Below are 15,914 nucleotides of genomic sequence, written 5' to 3' on the forward strand. Positions count from 1 at the left end.
AATATAAGGGAGGCTCGGCAGCCGTGCACAAAATGGAAGAACAGTTTTCATTCAACTATCGCATCTCATCCGACAGCAGCTTCTGGGAAGTTTTTCACGCCCATTCCCAAATGGAATTTTCCTATGTCCATGCCGGACATGGGGATCTCATTGTAGAAGGCAAGCGCTACCGGGTCGAGCCAAATACTTTAATGGTTTTTCATCCCTTTCAGCTTCATCGGGTACAGATGGATGTATCGGCAGAGCAGCCGTTCGTTCGCACCGTGCTCATGTTTGAGCCGTCGCCACTCAAAAAATACTGGAGCTCCTTCCCATTGCTGAAAGCTTTTTTCGAGGAATTGCTGCTTCGGCCCGGCGGCGAGCCCTGGTACGGCATTTCTGAGTCATCACCGCTTGCGCTGCTTTTGAAGCAATTTAAGGAAACGCGGGAGCAGCTTGCTGCTGATGAATCCGCGGAAGAAGAGGACGATCATTTTCTGCTGCTGGAGCTGCTGCGGCAATTAAAAGCCATTCGCCAGAAGCCCGGCAGCCAAGCTGCCTTGCAAATAAGACGGCAGAGCCACAGGGCAGAGGAAATGATGGAGTGGATCGAACAGCACTATCAGGAGCCGTTCCGGCTGGAGCAAATGGCCGATGCGCTGCATCTGTCCCGCTATCATGTCGTGCATTTGTTCAAGCAGGCTACGGGCTCAACCATTATGGACTATACCAAAGCGACGCGCGTCCGACATGCCTGCCTCTATTTAATCGAAACGACGCTGACCGTACCTGAAATCGCCACCCGTGTCGGCATGGGCACCCCCTCTTATTTCTGCAAGGTGTTTCGTCAGCAGATGGGACATACGCCGCATCAATATCGGCTGCATACCCAGCGCAGAAAATAAGGCCGCTCTATTCGCATAGAAGGCAGCCTTGCTCTGTCAATGCTAAGCTTTTCTACATTTCCATTTCCCGTTTCGGACGGGGCTCACTTTAACCCCAATTTCCACAGCGGTTATGGAAAGGACTTTAATATAAGTAACCACACCCTTCACATTAAGAATGGCACAACCATTGGCCACTCCCATGAACACGCCTACATGGGAGGTGCCATCAAAATGAATGCGAATATTAGGAGTACCTACACCAATACCCTTAAGAATGTTCCGAATGCAGCTGTTGCTGCCTCCGCTTTTGTTGTTGCAGCTTCGATCATCTTTGCTCTTATTCCCATAGCTTTTATTCCCGTAGCTTTTGTTTCCGTGGCTTTTGTTTCCGTGGCTTTTGTTTCCGTGGCTTTTGTTTCCGTGGCTTTTGTTTCCGTGGCTTTTGTTACTATAATTTTTGCTGCTATAGCTGCGACTGACTCCTTTTCTAGGCAATAATATCACCTCCTTATTGATAGAGTTGATATTATTGTATGGAAGTTGATAGATTATGGTGTGTGTCTTTTATGCTATTAAATTTCATCTTCCCGCAATACAAGGAAAAGGAAAATTCCTACCCATTCGCGCTACTAAGCACTTTATAGTAAAATGAGAGAATGCTCTAAGATAAGATGAAGAGGTGCCTGAATGTCCATTAGTTTCACTACATCGATTATAAGCCGGCTCAAAAGAGAAATTGCTGCTTTAGAAGCCCAAAGCGTATTGGAGAAAAATAAATCCGCTAAAGCGCAAGCGAAGCTGAAGCAATTGCAAAAGGATAGCAAAAAAAGCAGCCTGCCCAGCGATTTAAGCAGCAAGCTGACCCGTATGAATAAATTAAATGAAGAAATCGCCGAAAGCGCGAAAAAACAAGCCGAGTTCTCCCGGCAGTTGGTTTACAAAAAGTCTGAGTTAAAAAAACACTCCTCCTAGATTTTCACACCCTACAATCGGCTAACGAATGCATGTAGTCCGCAATTGGAAAAAGGTTGGATTCTCCTTTAATCGAGGGAATCCAACCTTTTTTATTTTCCCATTATTCCTTCCCATGCATCCCGTACAGGCGGCGATAGGCAGTCGGCGTCATGCCTTCATGCTGCATAAAACGCTTATTGAAATAGCTGACGCTCGGATAGCCAGCTTCCTCGGCAATTTGCCCAATGTTGTCATCCTTCCGCTCCAATAGCCATTGCTTGGCTGCTTGCAGGCGACAGCGCGTAATAAAATCCATTGGCGTCATCCTCGTCGCCGCTCGAAACAGCTTACAGAAATAATAAGGCGTCACTCCGAGCCTATCCGCCCATTCATCCAAAATAAACGGCTTTACCGCCTCCTGCTGCATCAGCGGAAGCAGCTCCATAATTCGGTCGGCGGACGTTTCCGCCTTCCCCTGTTTCAGCGCCACTGCCTGCTCGACGAATATCGTAAGCAAAGCATAAGTAAGCATAGAGAGATGCGCCGGATGCAGCATACGATATGTGTCCGCCTCGCCCAGCAGCTCCTCATGAGCCTTCTCCCAAACCGCGGGCTGACGAAGTCTCCATAAAGGGCTTTTGTGCAAGCCCTGCTCAATCAAATAATCGCGCAGCCCGCTGCCGCCATAAAAGTGGAGCCAGCGGATATCCCATGGCTCATCCTTGCTGCTGTAATAACGCTGTTTTTGCAGTGGAAAATACAGTACCGCCTCCCCCGCGCGCAGCTCGTGAACGACACCGTCCAATTCGACAAATCCTCTGCCCGATGCGACATAATGGATATTAAAATTATTCAGCGCGCCCGCTTCCCGATATACGCTATGCTCGGGCTGTTCATTGTAATTGCCAACCGATTCCGGAAAACAAAAGTAAGGCATATTCGGTAGGGTAAGCAAATGGCTTTGACGATGCAAATCCAACACCTCAATGACAATATTGTTTTAATAGGGTGCAAAATATTATCATTTTAATTTTAATTCACATCCTCTATAATCGCAATATCATCATAAACTTTCATACAAAGCGAGGTTGAATCATGAGCAAGAAGTTGAAATGGGGCATTATTGGCTGTGCTGGAATTGCGAAACGCGCTGTTATTCCAGGGCTGCATTTATCTGAATTAAATGAAGTGGCTGCCATCGCCAGCCGCGACGGAGACAAGGCTAAGCAAACCGCCGAACAACTCCAAATTCCGACTGCATACGACAGCTATGAAGCCCTTTTGGCGGACAGCTCCATCGACGTCATTTATATACCGCTCCCTAACCATTTGCATAAGGAATGGGCAATCAAGGCTGCTGCGGCAGGCAAACATATTTTATGCGAAAAACCGCTTGCCCTTACGGCACACGAAGCAGCAGAAATGGCTGAAGCCGCTGAGCAAGCTGGCGTCCTGCTTTCCGAGGCTTTTATGTATCGCTACCATCCCCGCTATGAAACGATTAAAAACTTAATTGCAAACGGTGCCATCGGTGAGGTACGCGGCATTCGCAGTGCTTTTACATTCAACAATGCAGGCGATAAAGCGAACGTCCGTTACCGCAAGGCTTGGGGCGGCGGCTCCCTCTACGATGTAGGCTGCTATCCGATTAATGCAGCGCGCCTATTGCTGGGCAAGGAGCCTGAAGCGGTAACGGTAAACGCCCAATTTTCACCCGAGCATGATGATGTGGATATGATGGCGTTCGGGCTCATCGAATTCGAGGGCAATGTATCGCTCACCTTCGATTGCGGCATGTGGTCCGCCTTCCGCAATCCGCTTGAGATATTAGGCAGCGATGGAATAATCGAGGTTCCTTCCGCTTTTGTTACGCCTACTCCAGAAAGCGGCACGATATTCGTCACATCTGGCGGCGAGCGCAAGGAAGTTGAAGTCCCTTATGTAAATGCCTATACCGAGCAAGCCGACCATATGGCACGTGCCATTACAGAAGGCAAAGCTCTAACCTTCGGTGCTGCGGATGGCATTCGCAATATGAAAGTGATTGATGCCTGCCTGCAGTCTGCACGCGAGCGCCAAAGAGTTATTTTATAAGCTTAAACGCTTCAAGCACATTAGCCTATTGAGGAGGCCACGACAACAATGGATTATTTAAAGGTGCAAGGCTTGGACAAACCGGTATCCCGGCTTATGAAAGGCTCGGATTATTTTTTTCATGACCGCTATGATAAAGCTGCGGCAAACTTGGATGCGTTTTTCGCCATCGGCGGCAATTCCATTGATTCGGCCCATATTTACTGCGGCGGTCAAAGCGAGGAAGTTATCGGCCGTTATTTGAAAGAAAGAGGCAATCGGGAGCAGTGGGTCATTTTGACTAAAGGCGCACATCATGACCAAAATGGCCCCCGTGTAAGCAGTGAAGCGATTCGCAGCGATTTGAACACCAGCCTTGAGCGGCTGCAATCCGGCTACATTGATATGTATGCGCTGCACCGCGATGATCCAGCCGTTCCCGCTGGCGAGGTCATTGAAATTTTGAACGAGCATGTCGCTTCAGGCGCCGTTCGGACGATTGGCGTGTCCAACTGGACATGGCAGCGTATTAAGGAAGCCAATGATTACGCAGCAGCCAAAGGTTTGGTGGGCTTTTCCTTCAATAGCCCTAACTTCAGCCTGGCAAAAGCAAACGAACCGTTCTGGGCAGGCTGCGTTTCCGCCGATGAAGAGACATCCGCTTGGCATGAAGCAACGCAAATGCCGTTATTTTCGTGGTCGTCCCAAGCCAGAGGCTTCTTCACGGAACGCTTTACACCCGAGGATCGGTCGAATGCCGATCTGGTCCGCGTCTTCTACAGCGACGGCAACTGGGAGCGGCTGGAGCGTGCCAAGCAGCTTGCTGCCCGCAAAGGGTTTACCGCCATTCAAATCGCACTCGCTTACGTGCTAAATCAGCCGTTCCCGACCTGCGCCTTAATTGGCGCACAGTCACTGGAGGAGCTGCGATCCTGCGATGAGGGCTCGCTTATTACATTGACAGCAGAAGAGCGGAATTGGCTGGATCTGACCTCGGAAACTCAAGGCTAGGTAACCGCAGCATACGATTGTTGCTGAGATCACGCAGTTTTGGAACCTCATTCCTTTTTTGGCGGACTGAGGTTCCGCTATTCTGGCTTTTGACCCGATTATAGGCGATATGCGGACAGGAAATCCGTTATTGCCCTCTTCCTCCCATCGAAATGGCTTTGGACAGCGCATTAGCGGCTCCTGAGTCCGCGACGTGTGCCATAACCCGTGATTCGGTTAAAATAGCAGCTGCTGTGTCCGCCAAATCTATCTTTGTACAGGGGAAACTCCTGAAACGACTCGTATGAAGCTGCCTTACGGTACTTCATCTATTAGATCGAGATATCGAGATCCAAAATATCCTTGAGCCGCCAACCTTTTGGCGGTTTTTTGGCGTGCTTTTAACGAAAAAATATTATGGATAGCGCTGTTATAAAGCAAAGGAAATCGACAGCTATTTGTCGAATAATGTCTGTTATATTATCTACTACTATTTTCAGATAACTGTGGAAATGGGGGAGCGTTAGCAGCAAATTGTATGAAAGAATGGGATTCATAAACATCGAGAAATAAAATTAGGCCGTACACCGCTGTAAACCATTTAATTAAGAGCACCTACATCTGAGGGAGTGATCCATATTATACGCTCGGTTAAACATCTCAAGAAGGCTTTTATAATTTTATTAAGCTTAACGGTCGTTCTTTCTAGCAGTTTTTCTATGAATCCATTCATAGACGTGGCTGCCGCTGCCATCACCCCCACAACTGTCACGTTTACCACGAATGAAGCAACGGCGTGGAACGACGGTATTGCCGAAGACGGCGAGGGCGGATCTGCCAATATCGCAGGTATTAATATGCAGTTTTACAATATCAGCGATACGAGCGGCACAATTATTCCAGAAAAGCTGATACATGGGGATACTCAACAAAGTGACTCTTTCCATGCTTTGACTAGTTATGCTTCTAATATAGCTAGTGGTTGGAAAGGCATGGGCATGCAATCGTCTGACGGAGCCGAGTTTCGGTTAAAGGAATTCTTTTACTCTAATTGGGGCGGATCTGCTTCTATTACTGTAGTAGGCTATCGTAATGGAACGGAAGTGGGAAATACTTCATTTACTACAGATGAATTAGTGAATAATTACGATTCGAAAACAGTGATATTAGGATCAGCATTCTACAATGTTGATAAGGTGCTTCTATATTCAACAGGCCCAACCTGGCATGGTATTAATAATATTCAAATTGACGAACCAATCATCACTAATGCGGCTCCGCCAACTATTGGCACTCAGCCGACTGATAAGACCGTGAACGTCGGCGGCAGTGCAAGCCTAAGTGTCGCGGCTAGCGGTGGCGCGACGCTTAGCTACCAATGGTATAGCAATTCGACGAACAGCAACGTCGGCGGGTCGCTTATCGGCGGTGCGACTAGCGCTTCGTATTCGGCACCAACCTCCAGTGCGGGCACGACCTACTATTACGCAGTCGTAACGAATACGGACAGCAGTGCATCAGGCAATCAGACTGCTACGGCTACCAGCAATGCAGCTAAGGTTACCGTGAACGCTCTTACTCATGCAGCAACTCCGACGATTAACACGCAGCCAACAGATAAAACTGTGAACGTCGGCGACAGCGCGAACCTCAGTGTTGCGGCTAGCGGTGGCGCGGCGCTTAGCTATCAGTGGTACAGCAATTCGACGAACAGCAACGTCGGCGGGACACTCGTTGGCGGTGCGACTAACGCTTCGTATTCAGCACCAACTTCTAGTGCAGGTACGACTTACTACTATGTTGTCGTGACCAATACGGACAGCAGTGCTACAGGAAACCAGACTGCTATGGCTACCAGCAATGCAGCTAAGGTTACCGTGATTTCTCTTACTCATGCTGCAACTCCAACGATTAATACGCAGCCAACAGATAAAACTGTGAACGTCGGCGACAGCGCAAACCTCAGTGTTGCGGCTAGCGGTGGCGCGGCGCTTAGCTATCAGTGGTACAGCAATTCGACGAACAGCAACGTCGGCGGGACGCTGATCGGCAGTGCGACTAGCGCTTCGTATGCAGCACCAACTTCCAGTGCAGGCACTGCCTACTACTACGTTGTCATCACAAATACAGACAGTAGCGCAACAGGTAACCAAACCGCTACGGCTACCAGTAATGTTGCAACCGTAACCGTGATTGCGTTAACCAACGCATCCACTCCTACTATCGATACNCACAGACAGTAGCGCAACAGGTAACCAAACCGCTACGGCTACCAGTAATGTTGCAACCGTAACCGTGATTGCGTTAACCAACGCATCCACTCCTACTATCGATACTGAGCCAACGGATAAGACTGTGAACGTGGGCGACAGCGCGAACCTGAGTATTGCAGCTAGTGGCGATGCAACACTGAGCTATCAGTGGTATAGCAATTCAACTAACAGCACGGTTGGCGGTACGCCTATCGGCGGCGCGACTAACGCTTCGTATGCAGTTCCAACTTCTAGCGTAGGCACGACTTACTACTATGTTGTCATCACAAACACAGACAGTAGCGCAACAGGTAACCAAACCGCTACGGCTACCAGTAATGTTGCAACCGTAACCGTGATTGCGTTAACCAACGCATCCACTCCTACTATCGATACANAGTAGCGCAACAGGTAACCAAACCGCTACGGCTACCAGTAATGTTGCAACCGTAACCGTGATTGCGTTAACCAACGCATCCACTCCTACTATCGATACAGAGCCAACGGATAAGACTGTGAACGTGGGCGACAACGCGAATCTGAGTATTGCAGCTAGTGGCGACGCAACACTGAGCTACCAATGGTACAGTAATTCAAGCAACAGCACAGTTGGCGGGACGCCTATCGGCGGTGCGACTAGCGCTTCTTATTCAGCACCAACTNGCAACACTGAGCTACCAATGGTACAGTAATTCAAGCAACAGCACAGTTGGCGGGACGCCTATCGGCGGTGCGACTAGCGCTTCTTATTCAGCACCAACTTCTAGTGCGGTCACGACTTACTACTACGTTGTCGTGACCAATACGGACAGCAGTGCTACAGGGAGCCAGACTGCTACGGCTACCAGCAATGTAGCTGTCGTAACCGTGAATGCACTAACCAACGCATCCACTCCTACTATCGATACTGAGCCAACGGATAAGACTGTGAACGTGGGYGACAACGCGAACCTAAGTATTGCAGCTAGTGGCGATGCAACACTGAGGTCGTCATNGCTACCAGCAATGTAGCTGTCGTAACCGTGAATGCACTAACCAACGCATCCACTCCTACTATCGATACTGAGCCAACGGATAAGACTGTGAACGTGGGTGACAACGCGAACCTAAGTATTGCAGCTAGTGGCGATGCAACACTGAGCTACCAATGGTACAGTAATTCAAGCAACAGCACAGTTGGCGGGACGCCTATCGGCGGTGCGACTAGCGCTTCTTATTCAGCACCAACTCGGCTACCAGCAATGTAGCTGTCGTAACCGTGAATGCACTAACCAACGCATCCACTCCTACTATCGATACTGAGCCAACGGATAAGACTGTGAACGTGGGCGACAACGCGAACCTAAGTATTGCAGCTAGTGGCGATGCAACACTGAGCTATCAGTGGTATAGCAATTCAACCAATAGCACGGTTGGCGGTACGCCTATCGGCGGTGCAACTAGCGCTTCGTACTCAGCACCAACTACTAGTGCAGGTACGACTTACTACTACGTTGTCATCACAAACACAGACAGCAGCGCGACGGGCAACCCAACCGCTACGGCTACCAGCAATTCAGCTGGTGTAACGGTTAATGTACTAATCGCACCTGATCAACCGCAAAATCTTATTGCCCTAGGCGGCGATCAACAAGTCACCTTGAATTGGAGCCCTTCAGCAGACGCGAGCTATTACGATATTTTTATAGCAAATGCTTCCGGGCAGTACAGCAATACGCCTATCGCAACAGTGACAGGCACTAGCACGATTGTGCAAAATCTAAGCAATGGCACAGCTTATTACTTTGTTGTAAAAGCAGGCGGTACAGGCGGCCTGAGCCTTCAATCCAATGAAGCAAGCACGACTCCAGCCACCGTTGCCACAGCCCCAACGAACGTCACCGCAGCAGCAGGGAATGGGCAGGCAACTGTCTCCTTCACCGCCCCAGCAGACAACGGCGGGAGCTTAATAACAGCGTATCAAATAACCGTTTCTCCAGGAAACGCAACGGTTACCGGAACAGCTAGCCCAATCACCATTACTGGCTTAACAAATGGTACGAGCTACACTTTTACAGTCAAGGCGCTTAACGCTGCAGGCGAAAGCATGGCTTCCACTGCCTCTAACGCCGTCACGCCATTTACGACAACTAGCAATAGTGGCAGCGGTGGATCTTCACCTGCTGTACAGCCAACAGATTCGACAACTACCCGTAACGGTGTTGAAGTATGGATCAATGGTAAGGTTGAAAATATCGGCACTTCCATCACTAGTATCATCAACAACCGTTCCACCACAACCATTATAGTTGATCAAAAAAGTCTGGAGAAAAAGCTTGCAGAGGAAGGCAAGTTTGCCGTCGTCACGATTCCGGTAAGCAGCCAATCTGATGTGATCATCGGTGAAATCAATGGTCAGATGCTTAAAACGATGGAAGATTATCAAGCCACTCTTGAAATCAGAACAGATCGTGCATCCTACAAAATTCCCGTTTTGCAAATCAATAGCAGCTTTGTTTCCGCCCAGCTTGGCAACGCTCTATCTTTGCAGGACATAAAAATTCAAATTACAATATCCACGCCAACAACTGATATGAAAAATGTAGTAAACAATGCTGTGGCTAAAGAAGGACTCACGCTTGTCGCTCCTGCCATTGAGTTTACTGTCAAAGGCATCTACGGCAATAAAACCTTTGAGATTACCAAGTTCAACACTTATGTACAGCGCTCAATCGCTATTCCGAGCGGCATTGACCCGAACAAAATTACAACGGGAGTTGTCGTTGAACCAGATGGAACGGTGCGCCATGTGCCGACAAAGGTCGTCCAAGAAAATGGTGCCTATTTTGCACAAGTAAATAGCCTAACCAACAGTACGTATGCGATAGTCTGGCATCCCTTTGAGTTTAGCGATGTCACGCAGCATTGGGCGAAAAAGGCAGTCAACGATATGGGCTCGCGAATGATTATTGAAGGAAATGAAAATGGCCTCTTTAATCCCAATCGCGACATTTCTCGCGCAGAGTTTGCAGCCGTAATCGTCCGTGGACTAGGCTTGCGACTTGAAAACGGTGCGGCTTCATTTTCAGATGTATCCGCCTCGGATTGGTATAGCTCCGCCATTCATACCGCCTATGCCTATCATTTAATCGATGGATTTGAAGATGGTACGTTCCGTCCGAACGATAAAATTACACGGGAACAAGCGATGGTCATTATCGCTAAAGCCATGACGCTGACGAATTTGAAAGCCCAGCTTGCGAATGAGGCGGCAGCACAAACTCTGCTCCCTTATAAAGATGCAGCGAATGCTGCTGAATGGGCGAAAAATGGCATAGCCGACAGCGTGCTAGCAGGCATCGTATCCGGAAGAACCAGCGCCGAGCTGGCTCCTAAAGCTTTTATTACCAGAGCTGAGGTCGCTGCCATTATGCAAAGACTGCTGCAAAAATCGTATCTGATTCAATAATTAAAATTAGACTGACCAAAGGGGTTGCCATCCAAGTCATCCACGATGACTTAAGGGCAGCCCTTTTCTATTTTGCGGCACCGCTGGTTGTTGATCAGAAGAGCTGTCCATTATAATTGAATGTATAAGCACTAAGCAGCTCGGCATTTATTGAGAAAGCAGGTTTCAGAGGATGGACGTACATGATCATATCGTGATATGGAATTACACCTATTGCAAACTGCTGGATGTTCGCCACATTGTTGTGAAAGCGGGAGAATCCACTCGCCCCTATAAAGCGCCTGCCAGCCTGTTTATTATGTGTATTCGTGGAAGCGCGCAGGTACAAGTTAACGTGGAATTGCACCCTTTTAATCGTTTTAAGATTTTGCATATCGGTAAAGGAGCAGCCATTGATTTTCAGGCTGGTGAGGACGGCTTTGAATATTATAGTGTTTATTATAAAGCGACGATTCCACTGCCTGCGCCGCAGCACATTGTTCAGCTTGCTGAACGGCTGCGCCCTTTTCACACGCTATATGAATTTGCGCCTGCCCATCCTGTCGTTTTATACCGCTGCTTGACCGACATGTACAAGGAATGGAACAAGGCGGAGGCGCTTGGACAGCTGCATGCCAAAAACCTGCTTTTCCAGTTCGCCCACGAACTATTAAATCAATTGAAGGTACAGGGCACTTATTCAGAAAAGCGTGATTTAGCAGCGCAAATCATTGCGATTATTCAGAAGCAATATGCCGAGCCCATCACACTGGAGTCCTTATCAGAAAGCCTGAATTACAGCGTCCCTCACTTATCCTCCTATTTTAAAAGCCGGACGGGTGTTAGCCCCATTGATTATTTGATCAAAGTCCGTATCGACAGGGCGGCAGCTCTGCTGCTTGAAACCGATGCCACGCTAAGCGAAATAGCGGCTGGCGTCGGCTATCGCGACCCCTATTATTTAGGCAGGCTGTTTAAAAAATATAAAGGCGTCTCTCCCTCCCTATTCAGAGCGCAGCGTTCTGCAATTAAACCGGTAGAAGATTGTCCTTCTACAATCATGAGATCCTCCATTGCCCCTCCAAAAACGCTCCGCTATACTAATGTAGCTGATAACGATTATCAACGGAGCAAAGAGGGAGAGTCTATTATGTTTAGAGAATTAAAACCGTCCATGGCGGCGGTAATACTACTCAGCTTTATGCTGCTTCTCAACGCTTGCGGAACACAAGCGTCTACTAGCAATAATGCTGCTACTGGAGCAGCAAGCTCTACAGAACCGAGCAGTACGCCTCAAGCAACGGCTAGCCCCGCGCCTGAGCAAGAAGGAACCAAAATCGTATCGACCGTTATGGGTGATGTTGAAGTTCCGCTGCATCCGAAACGCGTAGTGGCTGGAGAATATTTAGGCAGCCTGCTGGCACTCGGTGTGATTCCGGTTGGAACCTCCACTCACCATCTTTCAAATCCTTATTTAAGCGATGCTTTAAAGGACGTAGAGGATCTGGGAGACGGGAACGGCAGTATAGAGAAAATTCTTTCGATAGAGCCAGATCTGATCATTATGGATGACATGTATACTGAAATGAATGATCAGCTAAGCAAAATCGCGCCAACTGTTATTGTCCCTTATGCTTCGCTTAAATCGGTACATGAGGAAGTTTCCTATTTTGGCGAACTGCTGGGCAAGGAGCAGGAAGCAACCGCATGGCTTGCCGACTATGATAGCCGTATCGCAACAGCGAAACAAAAAGTGCTTGAGGTCATTCCGGCAGAAAGCACGTTCTCCGTCTTGGAATGGATCGGGAAAGACGTTTCGGCGGTCGGCGCCAACTATGGCAAAGGCGGACAGCCCATTTACAATGTATTTGGCTTTAAGCCTCCTGCTGAAGTAGCTGCTGAGATAGGCGATCCAGGCTGGGCAACCCTATCTAATGAGGTATTGCCTAAATATGCCGGGGATTATATCGTGCTCACGACCGACAGGCAGTCCATCGACGATCTCAAAGCAGACCCGATCTGGGGATCTCTTGACGCCGTCAAAAATAACCGGGTATTTATTTGGGGCAAAGAGCGTTCCTGGTACTGGGACCCGATCGCTATTCTGACCCAAACGGAAGAGCTTGCTGATTGGCTTGTAAGTACGAAATAATAAATTAATGGCGTTTAGAAAATAGGTAATGGAGTGAAATATTCGCTCCATAAAAAAACACAGCAACGGCGCGAAATGTGCATTGCTGTGTTTTTTTATTTTATGAGACAAGCTCCGAATAAATCATGATAGAGCTATCGGGCTCCCAGTACCACTTGCCATCAGTTGCTTTACTTACATCCTGCAACTCATAGAGCCGAGTAAATTCTTCTGTAGTCCCTTCACTATTTTTTACCGTAGACACATAATATACTTTTGCTTTATTCGGCTCATATGAAACTATCGTCGCTTGCTCCAGCCTATAGTCGTAATCGTAATTTAAAAAAACAGAGGTATAATATTTATTCAATTCTTCCTTGGAAAAAGAGCCTTCACTTGCCCAATAAACGGGATTGATCATCTCGATCAAAGCTGAGGAATTTTCATCATCTATTGCTTTCGCGTTTGCCTCCACTAAAGTATAGATAGCGGATTTATCTTTATCAGGTACAGCTACCTCCTCATGGGAGAGTGACTCATAATCAAGATATTCGATTTCCGATGAGACATCATGTATTTCCCAGCCTTTTCCTTCTTCATTACTCATTCTAATAGTTGCATGCTCCATGCGATCCAGCAACTCATTCCCCATCTTTGGTATGAATACACCCGTGAGCATCGTGACATAGGTGCCCCAAGATTCTAATTCAATGCTTGTTATCTGAGCAACGGGATTAAAATCTTGAAAGTATGACTCAAGAATGGATCGAATTATTCTTAGATCGGCCTTTTTGGGTTTTGGCCACATACTTTCATGTACGTTTACAATTCTTTTGTCTGTATAATACTCTGCAACTAAATACTCAGTAGGTTGAAACAAATGTCCAAGGACTAAGGTGTTCGCCCCAGATTCAATAATAGTAGGTGTTTCCCAATCAAAAACAAACTGCCTTCCGTTAACGTAAGCCATCCCACTATTTAAATCAATTTTAAAAAATGCGTACCTCTGACCTTGCCGTAATAATCTTCTTGTTTTTATCAAAATGAAAAGTAAAACCCAATTCCTTCACAACACTGCGAAACTCGACATACACTCTTCCTCCACGGATAATGGGAGCAACCACAGGTTTAATTTCTTTATCCTGTACCAAGAGACGTATCGGCTGCACAACTGGCTTATCTGCTGCAAATACCGATGTGTTAGGCATTAGCATGCATGCTATAACCAGTAGAAACACGAAACCATTTTTAATAAAGAGTTTTCTTATCATTGATTTTTCACTCCACACTGAGCTATTATTGAAGCTTAATTTGCGTTAACTCACTGTAATTTAGATCATCCATCCAACCTTTCTTATAATTCTCGCCAAAAATAAAGTACGGACTATGCCCGACTCCCCATAACGTCCCATCTTGTTTTAAAAATAGGGATTTGCTTGTATCCGCGAATACATCTCTTACCGGAGACAAATCCATAATTTTCGTTGGTTTTTCCACCGCCTCGCCAATCGAAAGCATACCAAGCTCTCCGGCGACATTTTCTCCCCAACCATATAATGTTCCCTTATCATCAATTGCAAAAAAATGATATTTTCCAGCTACAGTTTTTACGATACGGCTTAAACCATCAATCTGCTTTGGAGACTTGGCAAAATAATAGCTGCTACCAAAAATACTTTCTCGCAGCTCATCCCACCCCCACACCGTGCCATCTTTCTTTATAGCGAGTACGGCTGTATTGTTCATTTCAATGCTCGTAATGTTGGAAAGCTCTTTAACATGAATAAGCTCGGAGCTGTCAGGATTCGTCTTCCACACCGTGCCATCATTTTTCAATACAGCTGTAAAGGTAAATCCGATTTTAACCTCTTTCACATTGCTCCATGGCAACTTAACAGGGCTTGGGTGAATAATCTTATTGATATCGTATTCCTCTCCCAATTTCCCATTGGAGTTTGACCCCCAAGCATATACTTCTCCTGAATCATCTATAGCCATAACAGCCGAGTTATGATTTTCTATAGCTGATATTTTCTCAAGCCCCTCCACTTGCTGGGGAATGCGGGTCACCTCATATTTTTCCAAGCCATTGCCCCAACCACCTGCATTATTAAAACCCCAAACCCAGACAGTTCCGTCATTTTTCAAAGCAATACCAAGGTCCCCATCCAGTTTGACTTGTTTAACATTTTCCAATAATTTCATAGGCTTCTCATAAAATTGCCCCCACGTCCATAACTGCCCGCTTGATGTTACAAGCGCAATTTCTCCATCTATACTTGCCGTTTTAATCGAATCGGTTATGTAGGGCTCTGTTTTGGACCAAATCCCTAGCTTTTTCATGTGGGCCTCCTCTTGGAAAGGCAGCAGCCGTGCTTTCAGGTAGGGATCTTCATTAACTAAAGAGTTTTTAGCGTACCCTCGGCTCACCAACTCTTGGTTAACAATCGTTCCATCGTCCTTATATACCAAAGCCCACAGATTCTTATTTCTATCCCGCCCACTTCGAAAATCTACCCTAACCTTTGTGCCAATTGGCAGCATAGCCTTTAAGTATTCCGTTGCCTCCATACTATTTTGAATGGGAGAGAGCCCCGAAAGCCGGACTTGTTCGGTGACCAACTCCTGCTCCGTATTTATATATTTTAATGCCACATACAGGCCATCAAAAGCCTCAACAACCTCAGCATCTATCTTTGGAGCGGATTGTATTTGCAGCGTAAGATTCGTTTTATCCCACATCAGCTTGGCTCCAAAGGCTTCCGCCGCAATCCGTACAGGAAACATCGCTGAACCGTCTACCCAATCCCCTGGCAGCGTAAGCGATACAGGATCCTCGTTAATAAAGGCCTGTTGTTCCCCCATCTGGTATGACAATATTTGATCAGCTTTGGAGGAGATAAATATTTTATAACTGTTGTACCAAACAAGCTCCGCCCCTAGCGCTTCAAAGATCATTTCCGCTGGTACCATTACCTGTCCTTTTTGCAGAGCAGGAGCAGTTTCAGAGGTAAGGGGAACTCCATCGAGCAATATCTTTATTTCTCGTGTATCATTTGCACCGTAAACTGCTGGAGCCAGCAAGCCTAAGCATAAAAATCCTATTACCAATACGACTATCTTCTTCATATACTTCTCTCTCATCCCCTATTATCCGCTTCGTATAATATTGTAATTATCGGCTTAATGTAACAGATGATATAGATACAGCTTATAAAAAA

The 15,914-nt window shown here is 47.1% G+C and carries 11 protein-coding genes; 7 read left to right on the top strand and 4 right to left on the bottom strand.

Features of this window, described 5'->3' with window-relative positions:
- Nucleotides 1-32: 32 nt before the first annotated feature.
- From ASF12_RS06910 to ASF12_RS06920, 3 genes are all read left to right on the top strand, one after another.
- On the top strand, nucleotides 33-884 hold the full coding sequence (locus ASF12_RS06910) for an AraC family transcriptional regulator (protein ID WP_056032954.1): 852 nt from the start codon (nucleotides 33-35) through the stop codon (nucleotides 882-884).
- Between the two features lie 213 nt (nucleotides 885-1,097).
- A complete protein-coding gene (locus ASF12_RS06915; protein WP_056031316.1) occupies nucleotides 1,098-1,364 on the top strand; it encodes a hypothetical protein in 267 nt (88 codons plus the stop codon).
- 189 nt (nucleotides 1,365-1,553) lie between these two features.
- The gene (locus ASF12_RS06920) at nucleotides 1,554-1,838 is read left to right on the top strand and encodes a hypothetical protein (RefSeq protein WP_056031318.1); all 285 of its coding nucleotides are present in this window, start codon (nucleotides 1,554-1,556) and stop codon (nucleotides 1,836-1,838) included.
- A gap of 103 nt (nucleotides 1,839-1,941) precedes the next feature.
- Here the strand turns inward: ASF12_RS06920 and ASF12_RS06925 are convergent, their stop codons facing one another.
- A complete protein-coding gene (locus tag ASF12_RS06925; protein WP_056031321.1) occupies nucleotides 1,942-2,793 on the bottom strand; it encodes a helix-turn-helix transcriptional regulator in 852 nt (283 codons plus the stop codon).
- Between the two features lie 122 nt (nucleotides 2,794-2,915).
- Here ASF12_RS06925 and ASF12_RS06930 point away from each other — a divergent pair, with 122 nt between their 5' ends.
- From ASF12_RS06930 to ASF12_RS06950, 4 genes are all read left to right on the top strand, one after another.
- On the top strand, nucleotides 2,916-3,914 hold the full coding sequence (locus tag ASF12_RS06930; RefSeq protein ID WP_056031324.1) for a Gfo/Idh/MocA family protein: 999 nt from the start codon (nucleotides 2,916-2,918) through the stop codon (nucleotides 3,912-3,914).
- 48 nt (nucleotides 3,915-3,962) lie between these two features.
- Nucleotides 3,963-4,904: an aldo/keto reductase gene (locus ASF12_RS06935; RefSeq protein WP_056031326.1), complete on the top strand. Its 942-nt coding sequence runs from the start codon at nucleotides 3,963-3,965 to the stop codon at nucleotides 4,902-4,904.
- A 3,489-nt stretch (nucleotides 4,905-8,393) separates the two neighbouring features.
- Nucleotides 8,394-10,583, top strand: a complete 2,190-nt coding sequence (locus ASF12_RS06945) for an S-layer homology domain-containing protein (protein ID WP_235533064.1) — start codon at nucleotides 8,394-8,396, stop codon at nucleotides 10,581-10,583.
- 172 nt (nucleotides 10,584-10,755) lie between these two features.
- Nucleotides 10,756-12,714 carry an AraC family transcriptional regulator gene (locus tag ASF12_RS06950; RefSeq protein WP_056031333.1) on the top strand — a complete coding sequence of 653 codons (1,959 nt, stop codon included), beginning with the start codon at nucleotides 10,756-10,758 and terminating at the stop codon, nucleotides 12,712-12,714.
- 100 nt (nucleotides 12,715-12,814) lie between these two features.
- On the opposite strand, the gene ASF12_RS06955 is transcribed toward ASF12_RS06950, so the two are convergent.
- From ASF12_RS06955 to ASF12_RS06965, 3 genes are read right to left on the bottom strand one after another with little or no spacing between them, the layout of a single operon-like run.
- On the bottom strand, nucleotides 12,815-13,735 hold the full coding sequence (locus tag ASF12_RS06955) for a hypothetical protein (protein ID WP_162241882.1): 921 nt from the start codon (nucleotides 13,733-13,735) through the stop codon (nucleotides 12,815-12,817).
- Entirely contained in the window at nucleotides 13,683-13,964 is a 282-nt protein-coding gene (locus ASF12_RS06960; RefSeq protein WP_056031339.1) for a stalk domain-containing protein, read from the bottom strand. The genes ASF12_RS06955 and ASF12_RS06960 overlap by 53 nt, the downstream gene beginning before the upstream one ends.
- Before the next feature lie 25 nt (nucleotides 13,965-13,989).
- Entirely contained in the window at nucleotides 13,990-15,822 is a 1,833-nt protein-coding gene (locus tag ASF12_RS06965; RefSeq protein ID WP_056031342.1) for a stalk domain-containing protein, read from the bottom strand.
- Nucleotides 15,823-15,914 lie beyond the last annotated feature (92 nt).

Origin of the sequence: Paenibacillus sp. Leaf72 (assembly GCF_001422685.1) — a bacterium.
GTDB lineage: Bacteria > Bacillota > Bacilli > Paenibacillales > Paenibacillaceae > Pristimantibacillus.

What these genes read in the sequence shown, in the direction of transcription:
- ASF12_RS06950 (WP_056031333.1), top strand. Translation starts at nt 10,756, where the DNA reads ATGGACGTACATGATCATATCGTGATATGGAATTACACCTATTGCAAA.
- ASF12_RS06935 (WP_056031326.1), top strand. Translation starts at nt 3,963, where the DNA reads ATGGATTATTTAAAGGTGCAAGGCTTGGACAAACCGGTATCCCGGCTT.
- ASF12_RS06930 (WP_056031324.1), top strand. Translation starts at nt 2,916, where the DNA reads ATGAGCAAGAAGTTGAAATGGGGCATTATTGGCTGTGCTGGAATTGCG.
- ASF12_RS06915 (WP_056031316.1), top strand. Translation starts at nt 1,098, where the DNA reads ATGAATGCGAATATTAGGAGTACCTACACCAATACCCTTAAGAATGTT.
- ASF12_RS06910 (WP_056032954.1), top strand. Translation starts at nt 33, where the DNA reads ATGGAAGAACAGTTTTCATTCAACTATCGCATCTCATCCGACAGCAGC.
- ASF12_RS06965 (WP_056031342.1), bottom strand. Translation starts at nt 15,822, where the DNA reads ATGAAGAAGATAGTCGTATTGGTAATAGGATTTTTATGCTTAGGCTTG.
- ASF12_RS06960 (WP_056031339.1), bottom strand. Translation starts at nt 13,964, where the DNA reads ATGATAAGAAAACTCTTTATTAAAAATGGTTTCGTGTTTCTACTGGTT.
- ASF12_RS06920 (WP_056031318.1), top strand. Translation starts at nt 1,554, where the DNA reads ATGTCCATTAGTTTCACTACATCGATTATAAGCCGGCTCAAAAGAGAA.